Raw genomic sequence first — 16,090 nt, 5'->3', positions numbered from 1 at the left:
AGGACTCAGTCGGCGGCGTTGAGGCGCACCATGGCGTCGTAGAGCTGCTCGTCGGTGAGCGGCGGCTCGGGAAGCGGATGCGCGCGGGGTGCCCGATAGGCGTCGAGCATGAGCGCGAGCTGCCGACGCCAGGCGTTCGGCGCGGTGACGCTCGTGGCGTCGATCATGCGGCTGCTCGACCAGATGAGCGTGACGATGTCGCCGCGCGCGATGTCGGGGCGCACGACGCCCGCGTCTTGGGCGCGGATGAGCACCTCGTCGATGTGCTCGCAGATCTGGTCGTGGAGGCGCTCGGTCTCGGCGCTGCCGGGGAAGCGCCGGGAGAGGAAGTCGTTGAACCCCCGGTCGCCCGCCTGGAGCCGGAAGAGGTTCTCCAGGTAGGAGGCGAATGCCCTCCACGGGTCGTCGATCCCCATGACGCGCTCTGATTCGTCGAGGAGCTCGGCGAGGCGCGGCTCGAGGGCCGCGAGCAGCAGATCCAGCCGGGTCGGGAAGTGGCGATACAGCGTGCCGATCGCGACGCCCGCCTCGCGAGCGATCCCTTCCAGTGAGGCATCCACACCGCGCACGGCGAACTCGCGCTGCGCCGTCGCCAGGATCCTGTCGTAGCGCTCCTGAGCGTCCCGACGACGCGGTCGACGCGTCCGACTCGTTGCGGTGATCGTCACACCGCGATTCTACGCCGAAGCGGAGGGGCCCTCCGATTCTTCGTCGCTCGGTCGAGCACTGACGAAAAACTTCGCGGCGGGCGGAATAGGTGAGGCAACCCTCCGGTTATATCCCGCAACCGGAGGGGTGCCTCACCTTGACGATCGACTCGACGCCAGATGAACGCCCGCGGTGAATCAGAAGACACCGAAGAAGGAGCATCTCATGGCACGCATCAGCATCATCGGCTCGGGCAACATGGCCCGCGCCATCGGCAGTCGGGCAGTCGCCGGCGGGAACACCGTCGAGATCATCGGGCGCAACCCGGATAAGTCCGCAGCCCTCGCCCGAGTTCTCGGCGGGGACACCACGACGGGAACCTGGGGCACGCGGCCGACGGGTGACATCGTCATCCTCGCCGTGCTGTTCGCCGGGGCCGTGCCCGTCGTCCGCGACTTCGGCGAGGCGCTCGCCGGCAAGATCGTGGTCGACATCACGAACCCGTTCACACCCGACGCCACCGGGCTGGCCGTTCCGGCCGGCACGTCCGTCGCGACGCAGATCGCGGAGGCGGCCCCGGAGAGCACCCACGTGATCAAGGCGTTCAACACGCTCTTCAGCCACGTGCTCGCCTCGGGCAACCCGGTGGACGTGTTCCTGGCGGGCGATGACCCGAAGGCCAAGCAGAGCCTGGCCACCTTCATCACGAGCCTCGGACTTCGCCCGCGCGACGCGGGGATCTGAGCATGGCGCACTGGCTCGAGAGCGCGAGCCTGCTCGAGATGGGTCTGGCCCGCACGGGCCTCGGGTTCAACATCGCGCTCGCGGTCGACACCCGGGTGGCGGCATAGCCATGTCGCGCCTCGACACGGCGGTGACCACCGTCGATCACCGGGGACCCGCGCGGGCGACCGCCGGGTCCCCGGCGACGGGATCCGCCATCCGCCTCCAGGGTGTCGTGAAGCAGTACGGCACCGGCACATCCGCCGTGATGGCGTTGCGGGGCATCGATCTGAGCCTCGCGCGCGGGTCGTTCACGGCGATCATGGGGCCGTCGGGCTCGGGCAAGAGCACGTTCTTGCACACGGCAGCCGGCCTCGACACGCCCACGAGCGGCTCGGTGTGGATCGGCGACACCGAGATCTCGCACCTGCGGGCCACCCGGCTCGCCAAGTTCCGGCGGGAGCATGTCGGCTTCGTCTTCCAGGCCTACAACCTCCTGCCCGCGTTGTCGGTCGAGGAGAACGTGACGCTGCCGCTTCGCCTGGCGGGCCGCGGCGTGGACAAGCCCTGGCGCGACCGCATGATCCACTCCGTGGGCCTGGACGACCTCCGGGGGCGACGCCCGGCAGAGCTCTCGGGTGGCCAGCAGCAGCGGGTGGCCATCGCGCGGGCGCTCATCACGCGACCGGATGCGGTGTTCGCCGATGAGCCGACCGGCGCTCTGGATTCGCGAGCGGGCAAGCAGGTGCTCGACCTCCTGGTGCAGATGACCCACGAGCTGAACCAGACGGTCGTCATGGTGACGCACGACCCGATGGTCGCGGCACGAGCCGAGCGGGTGATCTTCCTCGCCGACGGTGCACTCGTCGGCGCGCTGGAGGGCGCGACGACGCAGCAGATCGTCGACCGCATGACCGGATTGGGGACATGGTGAACGCGCTCGTGCGGGCGGGCATCCGCCAGAACCGGGGCACCCTCATCGGCATGCTCGTGGCGGTGCTCACGGCGACCATGCTGGCGACCGGCCTCGGCGTGCTGATCGAATCGGGCGCTCGCGGAGGGCTCGATCCGGAACGCTACGCCGCCGCCGACGTGATCGTCGGCGGTACCCAGACCTTCGTGAGCCCCGAGGACGCGAGCTACGCGCTTCCCGAGCGCGTCCCTGTGCCCGCCGACGCGCTTGACGCGATTCGCGTGCTTCCGGATGCGGCGGCCGTGGTCGCCGACACCACGGTGCCTCTGTCGTGGGGTGGCACGGCGATCGAGGCGCACGGCTGGAGCGCCGCGACCCTCACGCCGTACTCGATCACGGAGGGACGCGCCCCACGGGCGGCGGATGAGGTCGTCGTCGACGGCATCCTCGCTGCTCGCACGGAACTCGGTGCCACCATCACGCTCGGCCACGGAGGCATCGACGCGGAGTATCGGGTGGTCGGCATCGCGGCCGCGGACGGCGACCAACCCTCGCGCGCGGCGCACGTCTTCGTGACCGATGCGACAGCATCCGCGTGGATGCCGCATGGAGGGGCCACCGTGGTGGGCGTGTTCGCACGCGACGGCGTCTCGCCGAGCGAGCTGGCGCGCGAGATCCACGCGCAGGTGCCTGAGGTCGCCACCTACACCGGGCGCGATCGCGGCGCGGGCGAGTTCCTGGATGCGGGGGCCGCGCGAGCAACCCTCGTCGCGATCGGTTCCTCGTTCGCCGGCACCGCGATCCTCATCGCCCTGTTCGTCGTCACGAGCACGCTGTCGTTGTCGATCCAGCGGCGACGGCGGGAGTTCGCCCTCCTGCGGGCCATCGGCGCGACGCCGCTGCAGATCCATCGGCTCGTCGCGCAGGAGGTGCTCATCGTGGCAGGCGTGGGAGCGATCCTCGGAGTGATCCCCGGCCTCCTTCTCGCGGCGGTCATGCGCTTCGGCTTCGCGCAGGCCGGAGTCATCCCCTCGGACTTCGCGCTCACCTTCGGGCCGATTCCTCCGCTGATCGCCGTCGTGGCGATGGTGGCGGCGTCGCAGCTCGCCGCGGCGGTGGCTGCGCGGAGGTCTGCGCGTATCAGCCCGATCGAAGCCTTGCAGGAGGCATCGACGACACCGGCCCGCGTGGGGCGGGCGCGCACGATCGTGGGCGTCGTTCTGGGCGTGCTCGGCCTGGCCGCCTCGGCCGTTCCCCTGGTCGTTCCCGGCACGATCGCGATCGCGGGGCCCGTCGCGGCCGCCCTGCTGCTCATCGTGGCCGTCGGATTGCTCGGACCGCGTCTGGTGCGCATCGCGATCGCCGTGCTCGGTGCGCCGCTTCGCCACCTCGGGTCGGCCTCGGCGTTCCTCGCGGCGACGAACGCGCGCAGCAACTCGCGTCGACTCGCGGCGGCGATCGTTCCGCTGGCCCTCGGCATCGGTCTCGGGCTCGTGCAGGTGGGCACCCAGTCGATCGTCGCGGCGGAGGCGACCGCGCAATCCCGCGCGGGCGTGACCGCCGACCTGATGGTGACGGGCGGCCCGTCCGGGCTGTCCGATGCGGCAGTCGGAACGATCGTGAGGACGCCGGGTGTCGAGGCGGTGAATCCGGTGGTGGTCAGCCAGATCATCGTCAGCTTCGTGCAACTCGGGGATCCGACATCCGAGCAGTATCCGATCCAGGGGATCGATCCGGCTGCCCTCGGCACCACCATGGATCTCGGGGTCGTGTCGGGAACGCTCGACGACGTGACCGACGATCACACCATCGCCCTGAGTTCGGATGCTGCGCTCGCGACCGGCGCACAGCTCGGCGACTCCGTCACCGGCCATCTCGGCGACGGCGCGGTGATCACCGCGACCGTGGTCGCCACCTACACCCGCGGGCTGGGCTTCGGCGACGTCACGATGACGAACGCGGCCCTGCGGGCGCACACGACGTCCGGCCTCAGCGACTACGCGTTGGTGAGCACGGAGTCGGGGATGTCGGCGAGCGTGCAGGAATCGTTGGGGGCGGCCGGCTTCACGGTGCTCGATCATCGGGCGCTGCGTGCGGCGGGCGACGGCGCGCGGGAGGCGAACTCGCTCGTCAATCTGATCGCGCTGGCTGTCATCCTCGGCTATATCGCCATCGCGGTGGTGAACACGCTCGTGCTGGCCACGGGTGAGCGGCGTCGTGAGTTCGCCCTGATGCAGTTCGTCGGGTCGACCCGACGGCAGGTGCGGGCGATGATGCGCATCGAATCGCTCGTGGCGGTCGTGCTTGCAGCTGTGCTCGGCGTGCTCGTGGCGGCAGCTCCGCTCGTCGGGATCAGCGTCGGCATCTCGGGGCAACCGCTCCCGAAGATCTCGCTGATCGAGAGCGCCGCGATCGTCGGCTCGTTGAGCATCATCGGCGTGATCGCGCTCGCGCTCGCCACCCGGGGTGTCATGCGCAGTGCGCCCCTCACCGAAATCGGGTCGCGCCAGTAGCGGCGGTGCGTGATGATCAGGGGAGAGGAGGCGTCCATGGGCCGCTCGAGCGCGCCGGAGTTCTCCGCCGTGAGACAGCACGCCCTCCTGCGGGGAGTTCTTCGCGGAGACCCCGGAGGCGGCCTGAGGCACGCGGCTACTGCTCGGGCGCGGGAACGGCACGCTCGCGCACGGGGTGTGCGCCGCCCGTGATGTCGAGCAGCGACGCGAGCACCTCGCGTGCCGTGACGAGGGCGGCGCCGTCGACGGCGCCGCGTAGCTCATCCTCGAACTCGCGAATGTCCATGTCCTCCGAGACCCTCCGTTCCTTCTATGCCGCCATTGAGGCCGGGCGCCACGGCGACGCGCTCAGCTCCTTCCTGCATCCGGATGTGTGCACCATCGAGCGTCCCAGCGCGCTCATGCCTCAGGGGCGGGTGAGCGATCGCGACGCGATGCTCGCGGCGTCGACGGCGGGCGCCGGCATGCTGGCGAGCCAGCACTACGAGGTGCGCTCGCTCGACGAGCTCGACGACGGCGTCGTGGCGGCACGCCTGCACTGGTCGGGCGTGATCGCGGCGGATGTCGGGCCGTTCCGTGCCGGAGCGCGACTGACGGCGCACATCGCCCAGTTCGTGCGCTTTCGCGACGGCCGCATCGTCGAGATCGAGACCTTCGACTGCTACGAGCCCATCGAGGAGTGAGGGCCTCGCGATGTCATGTCGCATGATGCTATAGTGCATTCCGCCATAAGCGAGAGGAATGCATCATGAAGTTGTTCGTCGTCGGTTCGACGGGTCGCACCGGGGGTCTCGTCGTGCGTCAGGCACTCGAGCGCGGGCACGAGGTCACCGCTTTCACGCGTCGGCCCGAGGCCGTGGGCTTCGAGCATCCGCGGCTTCGGGTGGCGGAGGGTGACGCGCTCGTGCCGGCCGACCTCGCACAGCTCGCCGGCCATGACGCCGTGCTGTCGATCGTGGCGGCGCCCGATCTCAAGGCCACCACGGTGTCGGAGCAGATCATCCGCAACCTCGTGCAGTCGATGGGGAGCACGGGGTGCACCGCATCGTGGTCACGAGCAGCCACGCGCTCGTCGCGACCCGACCCCGGCTCGCGGTCGCCTTCATCCGGATGGTTCTTCGCCACTCGTACGCCGACGCGCGCAACATGGAGGCCGTGCTGCAGCGGTCGGACCTCGACTGGCGCATCGTGCGCGCGAACCGTCTCGTCGACAAGCCCGCAGTCGGCGCGGTGGTGCGGATGCCGGACGGCGCCGATTTCGACGGCGGCGCTCATGAGCTCACGCGCGCGGATCTCGCCGCGACCCTGCTCGACATCGTGGAGGATGACGGCCTGCGCCGTGAGGCGATCGAGGTCACGGGAGCACGCACCTCGTGACCACCGTCGCCTCCGGCGCGGGTGACGTGCTCTGGTCGCTCGGCTTCTTCGCGCGCTTTGCATGGGTGATCGTTCTGCTGTCGGCGCTTCCGGCCGCCCAGCGGATCTTCGCCGCGCTGCACCCCGATGACCCGCGCGTGTACGCCTGGCCCGTCGAGGCGCTCGTGGGCCTGCTGCGGATCGCCGCGATCGTCGTCGTCTTCTGGCTCGGCTGGCGAGCGGATGCCGCGCTGCGCCGCCCCGAGGTCGACTCGGTCGGCCGGGTGCTCGGCGCGCTCGTCGACTATGTGCGACACGATGGCGGGCGACTGCTCGTGGCGGCGCTCATCGCGGGGCTCGTGCTCAATCTGCTCGGCGGGCCCGTCGTCGAGGCTGTCGTGCGGCAGTTCAGCACCGATCCGCGCGTGGCCGCGGCGTGGAGCTTCGGCGTGCGGAATCTCGTGATGATCCCGCTGTTCTCTGCGCTGGCGTACGGACTCCTGCGTCCGGCACTCCTCGCACCGACGAGCTGACTCAACGAGCTGTCGCGGCCGCGAACGCGTCTAGCCAGGTGAGGCGACCTGACTCGACCCGATCGACGAGCTCTGTCATCCAGACTCGCTCCGCGCGCACGCGCGCCAGTTCGAACTCCGACTCCACGAGCAGCAGCGGTTCCACCTCGGATGCGGCGGCGAGCGCCGCCTCGAGCTGCGCGATGGTGGCCTCGAGGGCCGCGCACCGCTCCCGCACCGCCGCGATCGCCTGCTCCTTCTCGAGCACCGCGACGAACGACAGCGCGGCGTAGCTCAGGTCGGCGTCGGGGGTCGGCGTGGCCAGCAGGGTCTCGACGCGGCGCCGCACCTCGCGACGACCCGAATCGGTGAGGGCGTACACGGTGCGCTCCGGGCGCCCAGCCTGGCGCTCGGTGCCCATCGCTTCGATCAACCCGTCGCGCTCGAGCTTGTCGACCGCGTGGTACAGGCTGCGCGGCAGGCCCGTCACGAAGACCTTGCCGGTCTCGATCAGCATCCGGTGGATGTCGTACGGATGCCGCGGTCCCGTCGACAGCAGCGCGAGCACGGCGAGGGTCGCCAGGTCGCGGTCACCACGCGCGATGCCTCGAATGCCGTCCACCCCTCGAGCGTATCGCCGCACGCGATCGGCGGCCCCGCGTACCCTCGCTCGCATGGAGATCGACGAACTGCTGACCCTCGAACGACGAGGATGGGACTCTCTCTGTGACGGCACCGGCGGCGAGTTCTACGGTGGGCTCATGACCGACGACGGGGTCATGGTGCTCGCTCACGGCTTCGCGTTGGGACGGGATGCCGTGGTCGCGTCCCTCGGCGATGCTCCGCCGTGGGTGGGCTACGAGATCCGCGATCCGCGTCTCGTCGCGCTGGACGATGACGCGACCGCGCTTGTCTACACGGGCCGGGCCTGGCGCGACGGCGAGCCCGCGTTCGAGGCGCTCATGTCGAGTGTCTACGTGCGCCGTGACGCGCGCTGGCGACTCGCGCTCTACCAGCAGACGCCGATCCCGGCAGGGTGAGCGCGGCCGCCGTCGACGGGCTCAGCGGATGCCGAGCGCCGGCTCGGGAATCCCGAGCTCGCGCAACGCGGCTCGCGCCGCGAGCCAGCCGCTCTGGCCGTGCACGCCGGGACCCGGCGCGGTGGAGGCCGAGCACAGCCAGACGCCCGGCAGCGGCGTGCGCCAGGGCGTGGGGGAGAGCCGCGGGCGCGCCACGAGTTGCCGGAACGACGCGGCACCCGCCGCGATGTCGCCACCGATGTCATTCACGTCGTGCCGTTCCACCTCGGCGGCGCTGCGTGACGATACGGCGAGGATGCGATCGCGCACTCCCGGCGCGAGCCGCTCGAGTTCGGCGATGACCGCCTCCGAGCGGTTGAGGGTCGAGCCGCGCGGCACGTGCGTGTAGGCCCACAGCACCTGGTGTCCATCGGGGGCACGCGTCGTATCCAGCACGCTCGGTTGGGTCACGAGCACGTAGGGGCGCTCGGGATGCCGTCCCGCGGCGACTTCCGCCTCGCCCCGCGCGACCTCGGCGCGCGTTCCCCCGAGGTGCAGCGTGACGACCTCGGCGAGGGCGGGATCCGCCCACGGCACCGGTCCGTCGAGCGCGAGGTCGATCTTCGCCACGCCGTCTCCGTAGCGGAAGCGGCGCAGCATCCGTGCGTACCCGCCGGGCAGCTTCGACCCCGCAAGCTTCAGGAGGGCGCGCGGCGTCACATCGAGCATCACGAGGTCGGCGTCCAGTTCGGCGAGATCACGCACCTCGGCATCCGTCTCGATGAGACCCCCGTGTGCGGCCAGGTCGTCGGCGAGGGCATCGGCGATGGCGCCGCTGCCGCCGCGCACGATGGGCCAGCCGACCGTGTGGGCGAGGGTGGCGAGCACGAGCCCGGGCGCGGTGGCTCCGAGGCCCGGCAGGCGCTGGATCGCGTGGGCCATGACGCCTGTCAGCAGCGCGGGGGCCTCCTCACCGCGGAACCCGAGGTTCCAGGCGGGAGTGCCCTGGTGCAGGATGCGCAACCCCAGCTGGATGAGCGTCGCGAGGTGGCGGGGTGGCAGCACGGGGAGCCGGCGATCGCGCTGAGTTCGGCCGCGCGCTCCACGAGCGGTGCGAACAGGCGCTGCCACGCCGCGCCATCCGCCCCGAGCCCTTCGACGGTTCGGCCGAGGGAACGATAGGCGAGGGCCGAGCGGCCGGGTGCGAGCGGCTGCGCGTAGGAGATCTCGGGCGTCAGCAGCTCGACGCGCGAGGCGAGCTCGAAGCTCCGGAAGAACCCGCTCGCCGCCGCCATCGGATGAACGGCCGAGCACACGTCGTGGCGGTAGCCAGGCAGTGTGAGCTCGTGGGTGGCCGTGCCGCCGCCGATCGTGGCGGAGCGCTCGCGCACCGTCACCTCGATTCCGGCGCGGGCGAGCGTCACCGCAGCGGCGAGACCGTTCGGTCCCGAACCGACGATGATCGCGCGTCGCGTGGCCATACGCAACGGTATCGCCGCAGCCGGGGGCGCGGGGTTAGCGTGCTGGCATGGAGTGGCTCGGCACGACCGACTACGACCTCGCCCGCGAGGTGCTGCAGCGGGGCGTTGCGGCGATCTTCGTGGTCGCGTTCCTCTCGACCCTGCAGCAGTTCCCCGCCCTGCTCGGCGAGCGGGGCCTCCTTCCGGTGCCGCGCTTCCTCGAGTACGCATACGCTCGGAAGCAGCCGACGATCTTCCGCTGGCACTACTCCGACCGGATGCTGCGGCTGGTGTGCGCAGGTGGCATCGGGGTCGGTCTCGCGCTCGTCGTGGGCGTGCCGCAGCTCGGCCCCGCGTGGGTGCCGACCCTCTGCTTCCTCGTGCTGTGGGGGCTCTATCTCTCGGTCGTCACCATGGGGCAGACCTTCTACGGCTTCGGATGGGAGTCGCTGCTGCTCGAGGCGGGCTTCATCGTCGCGTGGCTCGGGTCGAGCGAGACGGCCACCCCCATCCCCGTGATCTGGTTCCTGCGCTGGCTCGTGTTCCGTCTCGAGTTCGGCGCGGGCATGATCAAGCTGCGCGGCGACCGCTCGTGGCGCGACCTCACGGCGCTCTACTACCACCACGAGACCCAGCCGATGCCGGGACCGCTCAGCAGGCAGGCGCACCTGCTGCCGAAGCCGCTGCACCGCCTCGAGGTGCTCGGCAACCATTTCGCGCAACTCGTGGTGCCGTGGCTGCTGTTCGCGCCGCAACCTGTCGCATCCGCTGCCGCCGCGGTGATCGTGCTCACCCAGCTGTGGCTCGTGGTCACCGGCAACTTCGCGTGGCTCAACTGGCTCACGATCGTGCTCGCCTTCGCCGCGATCGACGATGCGACGGTGCACGCGCTCATCGCGGCATGGCCTGCAGGCGCCGGGCCGGAGGGGATGCCGATCTGGTTCGGCGTGCCCGTGCTCGCGGTCACGGCGCTGCTCGTGGCGCTCAGCTGGTTCCCGGCCCGTAACCTCGTGGCCAAGCGGCAGCTCATGAACGCCAGCTTCAACCGCTGGCACCTGGTGAACGCGTACGGTGCCTTCGGATCGGTCACCCAGACCCGCTACGAGATCATCGTGGAGGGCACCGACGCCGAGTTCCCGGACGAGTCGGCCGACTGGCGCGCGTACGAGTTCCCCGGCAAACCGGGGGATCCGCGCCGCATCCCGCGGCAGTTCGCGCCGTACCACCTGCGACTCGACTGGCTCATGTGGTTCCTCGCCCTCGGCTCGCCCGATACCGGCTGGTTCGACGCGTTCCTGCGCCGTCTGCTCGAGGCCGACCCGCGCACTCTGCGGCTGTTGCGGGTCGACCCGTTCCACGGCGAGCGGCCGCGCTGGGTGCGGGCGACGGTGTGGCACTACCGCTTCACGAGCCGCGAGGAGAAACGACGCACGGGACTCGTCTGGATGCGCGAGAGCCTCGGGGAGGCATATCCACCCCGGCGGCTCCGCGCGGGCTAGGGTGGCCGACGTGGCTGCCGTCCGACCCGTGCGCGCCGTCGTGGCGTGGGGCAGCCGCACGCGCTTCTTCCGCCGCTACGGCCCGCGGATGATGCCCCCGCTCGAGCGATTCGCCTCGCGGCTCACGGGCGGTCGCCGTGGTCCGATCAGCGGCGTCGTCGTGCCCTCCCTCATCCTGCACACGATCGGGGCCAGGTCGGGGCAGCCGCGCGAGACGCTGCTCATGTGCTGCCCACAGGACGACGGCACGATCTACATCACGGGGTCGAACTTCGCACGCCCCGAGCATCCGGCCTGGACCTGGAACCTGCTGGCGCATCCGGATGCCGAGATCGAGTTCCGCGGCGAGCGTCGCGCCGTGCGCGCGAAAGCGGTGCCCGATGACGACCGCGAGCGCGTGTGGGCCATCCTCGAGCAGAACTGGCCGGGCTACCGCGGCTACGAGCGCAGCTCGGGTCGACAGCTGCGCATCTTCCACCTCGTGCCGCGCTGAACCGCTCGACTCAGCGCGCGAGCACTCCTGCGCGCTCGGGGTGCTCGTCGAACCACTCCGCGACGTACCAGCAGGTCGGCGTGATGCTGCGGCCGGAGCGCTCCACGTCGTCGACCGCGAACTCGACGAGCCGCGCGGCGTAGCCGTGCCCCCGCTGGTTCGGAACCGTCACCGTGTGATGGAACACGACGCTCGGCCCCTGGTCGCGATACTCGAGCACGCTCACGATCGCGCCGTCGCGCCGCAGCGTGTAGCGATACGCGTCGGGTTCATGTGCCAGCTCGATACCCATACCGCCAGCGTAGGCACACTCCTGCTCGTACGCTGAGAGCGTGAGCATCCGCGACATCCCCCTGACCACGATCGACGGCAGCACGACGACGCTCGCCGAGTTCGGCGAGAAGGCCGTGATGGTGGTGAACGTGGCCTCCCGCTGCGGCAACACCCCGCAATACGAGAAGCTCGAGGAGCTGCAGAAGCAGTACGCGGACCGCGGGTTCACCGTGCTCGGGTTTCCCTGCAACCAGTTCCTGGGGCAGGAGCCCGGCACGGCCGAGGAGATCAAGGAGTTCTGCTCGACGACCTACGGGGTGACCTTCCCGCTCATGGAGAAGACGCACGTGAACGGCTGGCACAAGCACCCGCTCTACGCGCAGCTCACGCAGGTTCCGGATGCCGAGGGGCACGCCGGTCGGGTGAAGTGGAACTTCGAGAAGTTCCTCATCGCGCCCGACGGCACGGTCTCGCGCTTCCGCCCGAGCACCCAGCCCGACGACCCGGCCGTCATCGAGGCCATCGAGCAGGCGCTGCCCGCCTGACCCGCTATCAGCTCCCGAGCAGGCGCATGACCTCGGCGTCGTCGGTCTGCCGGAAGTCCTCGTACCACTCGCCGACCGCCCAGAAGCGCTCCGGCGCCGCGAGCACGATCACCCGATCCGCGACCGCCGCCACCGCATCGCGCGCGTCCGGCGCGGCGACGGGTGCGGCCACGACGACCTCGGCGGCTCCGTGGGCGCGGGCGGCCTGCACCGCCACGAGCGCCGTCGCACCGGTCGCGATGCCGTCGTCGACGAGCACGACACGGCGCCCCTCGAGCACGAGGGGACCGCGACTGCCGCGGTAGGTGCGCACCCGGCGTTCGAGTTCGGCCAGTTCGCGGCGCCGGATGCCGTCGAGCGTCTCGGGGTCGAGCGCGCGACCGTGGTCGTGCAGCAGCACCGCACCATCCGGACCGATCGCGCCGATCGCGACCTCGGGCTGGGACGGGGCGCCGAGCTTGCGCACGACGAGCACGTCGAGGCTCGCCCCGAGCTCGCGCGCCACCTCGGCCGCAACGGGCACTCCGCCCCGCGGCAGACCCAGCACGAGCCGATCGGGCGAGGGCCCGAGCACCTCCCGCACCCGCGCGCCCAGCCGGCGCCCGGCATCCACGCGATCGGTGAACATCAATAGCCCCGCAGTCGCTCGATCTCGCGACGTTCGCGCTTGGTGGGGCGCCCCGCGCCGCGGTCGCGCTGTGCGAACACGGTGCGCTCCTCGCGAGGCGGGGGAGCCGGCGTCAGATCGTCGAAGGCGGCGGCCGCGAGGGCCGCGCTCACGCGCTTGACGAGCAGCTGCCGCACGACGAGCGTGCGTGCCCCGTGCGGCGTCACGACGCGCACCTCGACGCCGGGGCGCACGAGCTGCGAGGGCTTGGCCGTCTCGCTGCCGACCTTCACATGGCCGGCCTTGCACAGTGCCGTCGCGGCGGACCGCGACTTCGTCACACGCACCGCCCACAGCCAGGCGTCGATGCGCACCGCCTCAGCCATGCTCAGACCGCCGTCCGTGCCTGCGCGCGGGGCGCACGGGCTCGCCCTGCTCGCGCACGCGCTCCACGAGCTCGCGCCACGGTCCGTGTACGGCCCCCTCGGGAAGTCGCGCGGTGCGGACGGGCGGGGGAGCAGCGACCTCGATGAGCCACACGAAACGATCCGCCCCGACCGACTCGGGCTCGGCATCCCACGGGCACGCCGCGACGAGCGGCTCCCAGGCGTCGGCCTCCTGCGATTCGACGCACCATCCGCGCCGGATGCCCGCGACGCCGCCGGAGCGCGTCACCTGGATTCGCACCTCAGCCGGCTCTGCCATCGATCGTCACTCCTACGCCGTGCCAGCCGGCGCGCACCGCGTCGAGCTCGGCCGACACCTCACCGTAACGCGCGGATGCCGCGTGCGCCGTCGCGAGCGCGAAACCCGCGAAGTCGACATCCGCGGGCAGGCGCGTCGTCATGGCGTCGTACCAGATGCGTCCCGCGCGCTCCCAGGCGTGCCCGCCGAGGGCGTCCGCCACGAGCACGAACGCCCGATTGGGGATCCCCGAGTTCAGGTGCACGCCGCCGTCGTCCTCATCCGTTTGGATGTAGTCGTCGAAATGAGCCGGTTGGGGGTCGCGCCCGAGCACGTCGTCGTCGTACGCCATGCCCGGATGCCGCATCGAGCGAAGCGCCTCGCCCTGCACCTCGGGCGTGAACAGGCCTGCGCCGATGAGCCAGGTCGCCTGATCGCTCGTCTGGCCCGCGGCGTACTGCTCCACGAGGGCGCCGAACACATCGGAGACCGACTCGTTGAGCGCTCCCGACTGTCCCCGATAGACGAGGCCGGATGCGAACTGCGTCACGCCGTGCGTGAGCTCGTGCCCGATCACCGAGAGCGACCTCGTGAACCGGCCGAACACCTCGCCGTCGCCGTCGCCGCACACCATGCGCTCGCCGTCCCAGAACGCGTTGTCGTAGAGGTGGCCGTAGTGCACCGTCGCACGCAGCGGCAGGCCGGCACCGTCGATCGAGTTGCGCGCGAAGACCTCGGAGTACAGGTCGAAGGTCGATCCGAGCCCCTCGTACGCCTCGTCGGCTGCGACATCGCCGCTCGGCGGCTGCCCCTCGCGGCGCACGACGCGACCGGGCAGCTGCTCGCGGCCCCGGCATCCGCGATCTCGCGATCGGGCGCATCCGAGAGCTCGGCGACGAGCGCGCCGCCCTCGATGCTGAGCGTGAGCCTGGCCGACTTGCGGGGCGCGTCCATGCGGATGGTGCGCTGCGCCGCCGCCGTCGCGACGGGGTAGCGCTCGGGGTCGGCCTGAGCGAGCCGGGCGAGCAGGTACGGCGGGACGATGCTGCAGACCATGACGGGGAGCCTACGCGGCACCCCCGAGAGCGCCAGGGGCGGCTTCACGTGGCGTCTCATCCCGGTCGACACGCGGCCGCGCGACGTAGGCTGGCACCATGACCCGGGCTCCGCACGATCCTCGAGCCCGACGGCCGCACGGCCCGGGCGACGCGTGGGTCGACGGACCTCAGGGGCGCTACTGGGGCCGCTTCGGCGCCGCGGGTCTGCTGCTCGCGCACCCGGATGCCGGCGTGCTGCTGCAACTCCGTGCGGAGTGGAGCCACCTCGGCGGCACCTGGGGGCTGCCGGGCGGCGCCCGTCACGACGAGCACGAGTCGGCACGGGATGGCGCCCTCCGCGAAGCGGCGGAAGAGGCAGGCGTGCCGCCCGAGCTCGTGGACGTGCTCACCGAGTCGGTGCTCGACCTCGGCTACTGGAGCTACACGACCGTCTTGGCGCGCGCACGGCGCGTGTTCGAGCCCGTGATCGGCGATGCCGAGTCGGTGTCGCTGCGCTGGGTGCCGTTCGCCGACGTCGCGGCGCTGCCCCTGCATCCGGGCGTCGAGGCGGGTTGGCCGGGGTGGCGCGAGCGACTCGCCGAGTTCGACGGCGAGCTGGCGCGCGCGATCCGCGGCTGAAGCTCCGGCCGGGTGGCCCCGTGGGTTACCGGGTCTGCACGAACTGGAGCGCGCGGGTGTCGTCGTGTTCGGCGGCGAGCGACGCCTTCCACTCCACGAGTCCCCGCACGACCGGATCATCGTCGTCCGCGAGTTCGGTCATGACGTCGGCCGGAACGAAGTAGTTCACGGCGACCCAACCGCGCACGGTCGGGGACTCGTCGTGGGCGAGTTCGCGCAGCACGTCGCACGGAGTGGCGGTGTTGCGGGCCACGCAGGCACGCACGCTCTCCTCGGGGTCGCGAGCCAGAACCTCGAACAGATCCTCCGGCGTGTTGTACGAGCTCGCCGCCGCTTCTCGGATCTTCGGGTTCGTGTTCGTCGCGAGGACCCGCAATCGGCGGATCTTCGACTCCGTGACAGGAGGAGCCGGGTGCTGGGCAGCGACCTCATCCGGGGTCAGCATGCTCGGAGCCAGCGCCGCCATCTGCGCACGCTGCGCGGGGTGTTGAAGCGGATGCACGACATACCCCCAACGTACGCCTGCGCCGGATGCGGTGCCGTCGAAAGTGACGGCGAGTCCGCATCCGGCGCAGGCGTCGGTGCCGCTGTCGCTTAGACGCGGCGACCGCTGATGAAGCGCATCAGGAAGACGATCGCAGCGATCACGAGCAGGACGATCCCGACCCACAGCAGGAAGTTGAGCGTCTGCACGAACCCGCCCGTGAAGAGCAGGATGATGGCGATGATCGCGAGGATGATTCCGAGGGCGTTCATGGTGGCGTCTCCTTCTCCGCGCCCGGGGTTCGGGAGCGGTTTCACGCGGGGCAGTTGTGCTCCGCATGACAACAGACAACCGCAGGAGTCCGCGTGCCGAAATCCCCTTGACGTGGGCTGTGCCGAGGCGCTAAGACGCGTGAGGCCTCTCGGACGCCGGGTCAGGCGACGCGGCGGAGCCCCGGCTCGTGGTGACGAACCGGCGCGGCGAAGGTGCCGTTCTGGGCGCGACGCAGTTCGCGCTCGTGCTCACGGCGATGCAGGCGCGGATCGCTCAGGATGTCGATCGACGGGATCTCGCCGGCAGCGGGGTCGTCCGACCATGCGCGGTAGGCGAGCACACGCAGCGCGATGACGCGGGCGCGACGAGCCGTGTTCCGATTCACCGTTCCCCCCATCCCTCGGCCGGTGTC

At 71.0% G+C, this 16,090-nt stretch carries 22 protein-coding genes and 2 pseudogenes; 11 read left to right on the top strand and 13 right to left on the bottom strand.

Going from position 1 to position 16,090, the window contains the following annotated elements:
* Positions 1 to 5: 5 nt before the first annotated feature.
* Complete coding sequence (locus tag QQK29_RS15800; RefSeq protein WP_284301592.1) at positions 6 to 668, bottom strand: TetR/AcrR family transcriptional regulator; 663 nt, start codon at positions 666 to 668, stop codon at positions 6 to 8.
* Between the two features lie 205 nt (positions 669 to 873).
* On the opposite strand from QQK29_RS15800, the gene QQK29_RS15795 reads away from it, so the two are divergent.
* The 3 genes from QQK29_RS15795 (at position 874) to QQK29_RS15785 (ending at position 4,797) form a co-directional block, all read left to right on the top strand.
* On the top strand, positions 874 to 1,392 hold the full coding sequence (locus tag QQK29_RS15795; protein WP_284301590.1) for an NADPH-dependent F420 reductase: 519 nt from the start codon (positions 874 to 876) through the stop codon (positions 1,390 to 1,392).
* Between the two features lie 109 nt (positions 1,393 to 1,501).
* On the top strand, positions 1,502 to 2,305 hold the full coding sequence (locus QQK29_RS15790; protein WP_284301588.1) for an ABC transporter ATP-binding protein: 804 nt from the start codon (positions 1,502 to 1,504) through the stop codon (positions 2,303 to 2,305).
* Entirely contained in the window at positions 2,299 to 4,797 is a 2,499-nt protein-coding gene (locus tag QQK29_RS15785) for an FtsX-like permease family protein (RefSeq protein WP_284301586.1), read from the top strand. The genes QQK29_RS15790 and QQK29_RS15785 overlap by 7 nt, the downstream gene beginning before the upstream one ends.
* A 136-nt stretch (positions 4,798 to 4,933) precedes the next feature.
* Here QQK29_RS15785 and QQK29_RS15780 read toward each other — a convergent pair whose 3' ends face one another.
* Positions 4,934 to 5,083, bottom strand: a complete 150-nt coding sequence (locus QQK29_RS15780; protein ID WP_284301585.1) for a hypothetical protein — start codon at positions 5,081 to 5,083, stop codon at positions 4,934 to 4,936.
* On the opposite strand from QQK29_RS15780, the gene QQK29_RS15775 reads away from it, so the two are divergent.
* From QQK29_RS15775 to QQK29_RS15760, 3 genes and pseudogenes are all read left to right on the top strand, one after another.
* Positions 5,082 to 5,480 (top strand): nuclear transport factor 2 family protein, encoded by a 399-nt coding sequence (locus tag QQK29_RS15775; RefSeq protein ID WP_284301584.1) that lies wholly within the window; start codon positions 5,082 to 5,084, stop codon positions 5,478 to 5,480. The two genes, QQK29_RS15780 and QQK29_RS15775, sit on opposite strands and share 2 nt — an antisense overlap.
* A gap of 65 nt (positions 5,481 to 5,545) precedes the next feature.
* Positions 5,546 to 6,174: pseudogene (locus QQK29_RS18830) on the top strand (NAD(P)-dependent oxidoreductase).
* Positions 6,171 to 6,686, top strand: a complete 516-nt coding sequence (locus tag QQK29_RS15760) for a hypothetical protein (protein ID WP_284301582.1) — start codon at positions 6,171 to 6,173, stop codon at positions 6,684 to 6,686. Before QQK29_RS18830 ends, QQK29_RS15760 begins: the two are co-directional and overlap by 4 nt.
* 1 nt (position 6,687) lies before the next feature.
* Here QQK29_RS15760 and QQK29_RS15755 read toward each other — a convergent pair whose 3' ends face one another.
* Complete coding sequence (locus QQK29_RS15755; protein WP_284301581.1) at positions 6,688 to 7,287, bottom strand: PadR family transcriptional regulator; 600 nt, start codon at positions 7,285 to 7,287, stop codon at positions 6,688 to 6,690.
* Positions 7,288 to 7,339: 52 nt separating this feature from the next.
* Between QQK29_RS15755 and QQK29_RS15750 the strand changes: the two genes are divergently transcribed.
* Positions 7,340 to 7,705 carry a DUF4440 domain-containing protein gene (locus QQK29_RS15750; RefSeq protein WP_284301580.1) on the top strand — a complete coding sequence of 122 codons (366 nt, stop codon included), beginning with the start codon at positions 7,340 to 7,342 and terminating at the stop codon, positions 7,703 to 7,705.
* 21 nt (positions 7,706 to 7,726) lie between these two features.
* Here the strand turns inward: QQK29_RS15750 and QQK29_RS15745 are convergent, their stop codons facing one another.
* The gene (locus QQK29_RS15745; RefSeq protein ID WP_431308737.1) at positions 7,727 to 8,749 is read right to left on the bottom strand and encodes a phytoene desaturase family protein; all 1,023 of its coding nucleotides are present in this window, start codon (positions 8,747 to 8,749) and stop codon (positions 7,727 to 7,729) included.
* Complete coding sequence (locus QQK29_RS18825; protein ID WP_431308735.1) at positions 8,635 to 9,165, bottom strand: phytoene desaturase family protein; 531 nt, start codon at positions 9,163 to 9,165, stop codon at positions 8,635 to 8,637. The genes QQK29_RS15745 and QQK29_RS18825 overlap by 115 nt, the downstream gene beginning before the upstream one ends.
* A 47-nt stretch (positions 9,166 to 9,212) precedes the next feature.
* Between QQK29_RS18825 and QQK29_RS15740 the strand changes: the two genes are divergently transcribed.
* Positions 9,213 to 10,643, top strand: coding sequence for a lipase maturation factor family protein (locus QQK29_RS15740; protein ID WP_284301579.1), 1,431 nt, complete (start codon positions 9,213 to 9,215; stop codon positions 10,641 to 10,643).
* Positions 10,644 to 10,653: 10 nt separating this feature from the next.
* Positions 10,654 to 11,136 (top strand): nitroreductase family deazaflavin-dependent oxidoreductase, encoded by a 483-nt coding sequence (locus QQK29_RS15735; protein ID WP_284301578.1) that lies wholly within the window; start codon positions 10,654 to 10,656, stop codon positions 11,134 to 11,136.
* A 10-nt stretch (positions 11,137 to 11,146) separates the two neighbouring features.
* On the opposite strand, the gene QQK29_RS15730 is transcribed toward QQK29_RS15735, so the two are convergent.
* Positions 11,147 to 11,428, bottom strand: a complete 282-nt coding sequence (locus QQK29_RS15730; protein WP_284301577.1) for a GNAT family N-acetyltransferase — start codon at positions 11,426 to 11,428, stop codon at positions 11,147 to 11,149.
* A gap of 40 nt (positions 11,429 to 11,468) precedes the next feature.
* Between QQK29_RS15730 and QQK29_RS15725 the strand changes: the two genes are divergently transcribed.
* Positions 11,469 to 11,954 carry a glutathione peroxidase gene (locus QQK29_RS15725; RefSeq protein ID WP_284301576.1) on the top strand — a complete coding sequence of 162 codons (486 nt, stop codon included), beginning with the start codon at positions 11,469 to 11,471 and terminating at the stop codon, positions 11,952 to 11,954.
* Positions 11,955 to 11,961: 7 nt separating this feature from the next.
* Here the strand turns inward: QQK29_RS15725 and QQK29_RS15720 are convergent, their stop codons facing one another.
* From QQK29_RS15720 to QQK29_RS15705, 4 genes and pseudogenes are all read right to left on the bottom strand, one after another.
* A complete protein-coding gene (locus tag QQK29_RS15720) occupies positions 11,962 to 12,582 on the bottom strand; it encodes a phosphoribosyltransferase (protein WP_284301575.1) in 621 nt (206 codons plus the stop codon).
* Positions 12,582 to 12,947, bottom strand: coding sequence for an RNA-binding S4 domain-containing protein (locus tag QQK29_RS15715; protein WP_284301574.1), 366 nt, complete (start codon positions 12,945 to 12,947; stop codon positions 12,582 to 12,584). Before QQK29_RS15715 ends, QQK29_RS15720 begins: the two co-directional genes overlap by 1 nt.
* Complete coding sequence (locus QQK29_RS15710; RefSeq protein WP_284301572.1) at positions 12,940 to 13,266, bottom strand: protealysin inhibitor emfourin; 327 nt, start codon at positions 13,264 to 13,266, stop codon at positions 12,940 to 12,942. The genes QQK29_RS15715 and QQK29_RS15710 overlap by 8 nt, the downstream gene beginning before the upstream one ends.
* Positions 13,250 to 14,301, bottom strand: a pseudogene (locus QQK29_RS15705) (M4 family metallopeptidase). Before QQK29_RS15705 ends, QQK29_RS15710 begins: the two are co-directional and overlap by 17 nt.
* Positions 14,302 to 14,399: 98 nt before the next feature.
* Between QQK29_RS15705 and QQK29_RS15700 the strand changes: the two are divergent.
* Positions 14,400 to 14,921 (top strand): NUDIX domain-containing protein, encoded by a 522-nt coding sequence (locus QQK29_RS15700; RefSeq protein WP_284301570.1) that lies wholly within the window; start codon positions 14,400 to 14,402, stop codon positions 14,919 to 14,921.
* Positions 14,922 to 14,946: 25 nt separating this feature from the next.
* Here the strand turns inward: QQK29_RS15700 and QQK29_RS15695 are convergent, their stop codons facing one another.
* From QQK29_RS15695 to QQK29_RS15685, 3 genes are all read right to left on the bottom strand, one after another.
* The gene (locus tag QQK29_RS15695; protein WP_284301568.1) at positions 14,947 to 15,387 is read right to left on the bottom strand and encodes a hypothetical protein; all 441 of its coding nucleotides are present in this window, start codon (positions 15,385 to 15,387) and stop codon (positions 14,947 to 14,949) included.
* A gap of 128 nt (positions 15,388 to 15,515) precedes the next feature.
* Positions 15,516 to 15,677 carry a hypothetical protein gene (locus QQK29_RS15690; protein ID WP_284301566.1) on the bottom strand — a complete coding sequence of 54 codons (162 nt, stop codon included), beginning with the start codon at positions 15,675 to 15,677 and terminating at the stop codon, positions 15,516 to 15,518.
* 161 nt (positions 15,678 to 15,838) lie between these two features.
* Entirely contained in the window at positions 15,839 to 16,063 is a 225-nt protein-coding gene (locus tag QQK29_RS15685; protein WP_284301564.1) for a hypothetical protein, read from the bottom strand.
* Positions 16,064 to 16,090 lie beyond the last annotated feature (27 nt).

The sequence above is a fragment of the Homoserinibacter gongjuensis genome (assembly GCF_030161875.1).
Lineage (GTDB): Bacteria > Actinomycetota > Actinomycetes > Actinomycetales > Microbacteriaceae > Homoserinibacter > Homoserinibacter gongjuensis.
This window is presented reverse-complemented; position numbering and strand designations above follow the sequence as displayed.

What these genes read in the sequence shown, in the direction of transcription:
- QQK29_RS15730 (WP_284301577.1), bottom strand. Translation starts at nt 11,428, where the DNA reads ATGGGTATCGAGCTGGCACATGAACCCGACGCGTATCGCTACACGCTG.
- QQK29_RS15785 (WP_284301586.1), top strand. Translation starts at nt 2,299, where the DNA reads ATGGTGAACGCGCTCGTGCGGGCGGGCATCCGCCAGAACCGGGGCACC.
- QQK29_RS15780 (WP_284301585.1), bottom strand. Translation starts at nt 5,083, where the DNA reads ATGGACATTCGCGAGTTCGAGGATGAGCTACGCGGCGCCGTCGACGGC.
- QQK29_RS15720 (WP_284301575.1), bottom strand. Translation starts at nt 12,582, where the DNA reads ATGTTCACCGATCGCGTGGATGCCGGGCGCCGGCTGGGCGCGCGGGTG.
- QQK29_RS15710 (WP_284301572.1), bottom strand. Translation starts at nt 13,266, where the DNA reads ATGGCAGAGCCGGCTGAGGTGCGAATCCAGGTGACGCGCTCCGGCGGC.
- QQK29_RS15695 (WP_284301568.1), bottom strand. Translation starts at nt 15,387, where the DNA reads ATGGCGGCGCTGGCTCCGAGCATGCTGACCCCGGATGAGGTCGCTGCC.
- QQK29_RS15790 (WP_284301588.1), top strand. Translation starts at nt 1,502, where the DNA reads ATGTCGCGCCTCGACACGGCGGTGACCACCGTCGATCACCGGGGACCC.
- QQK29_RS15775 (WP_284301584.1), top strand. Translation starts at nt 5,082, where the DNA reads ATGTCCTCCGAGACCCTCCGTTCCTTCTATGCCGCCATTGAGGCCGGG.
- QQK29_RS15795 (WP_284301590.1), top strand. Translation starts at nt 874, where the DNA reads ATGGCACGCATCAGCATCATCGGCTCGGGCAACATGGCCCGCGCCATC.
- QQK29_RS18825 (WP_431308735.1), bottom strand. Translation starts at nt 9,165, where the DNA reads ATGGCCACGCGACGCGCGATCATCGTCGGTTCGGGACCGAACGGTCTC.
- QQK29_RS15715 (WP_284301574.1), bottom strand. Translation starts at nt 12,947, where the DNA reads ATGGCTGAGGCGGTGCGCATCGACGCCTGGCTGTGGGCGGTGCGTGTG.
- QQK29_RS15740 (WP_284301579.1), top strand. Translation starts at nt 9,213, where the DNA reads ATGGAGTGGCTCGGCACGACCGACTACGACCTCGCCCGCGAGGTGCTG.
- QQK29_RS15750 (WP_284301580.1), top strand. Translation starts at nt 7,340, where the DNA reads ATGGAGATCGACGAACTGCTGACCCTCGAACGACGAGGATGGGACTCT.
- QQK29_RS15690 (WP_284301566.1), bottom strand. Translation starts at nt 15,677, where the DNA reads ATGAACGCCCTCGGAATCATCCTCGCGATCATCGCCATCATCCTGCTC.
- QQK29_RS15700 (WP_284301570.1), top strand. Translation starts at nt 14,400, where the DNA reads ATGACCCGGGCTCCGCACGATCCTCGAGCCCGACGGCCGCACGGCCCG.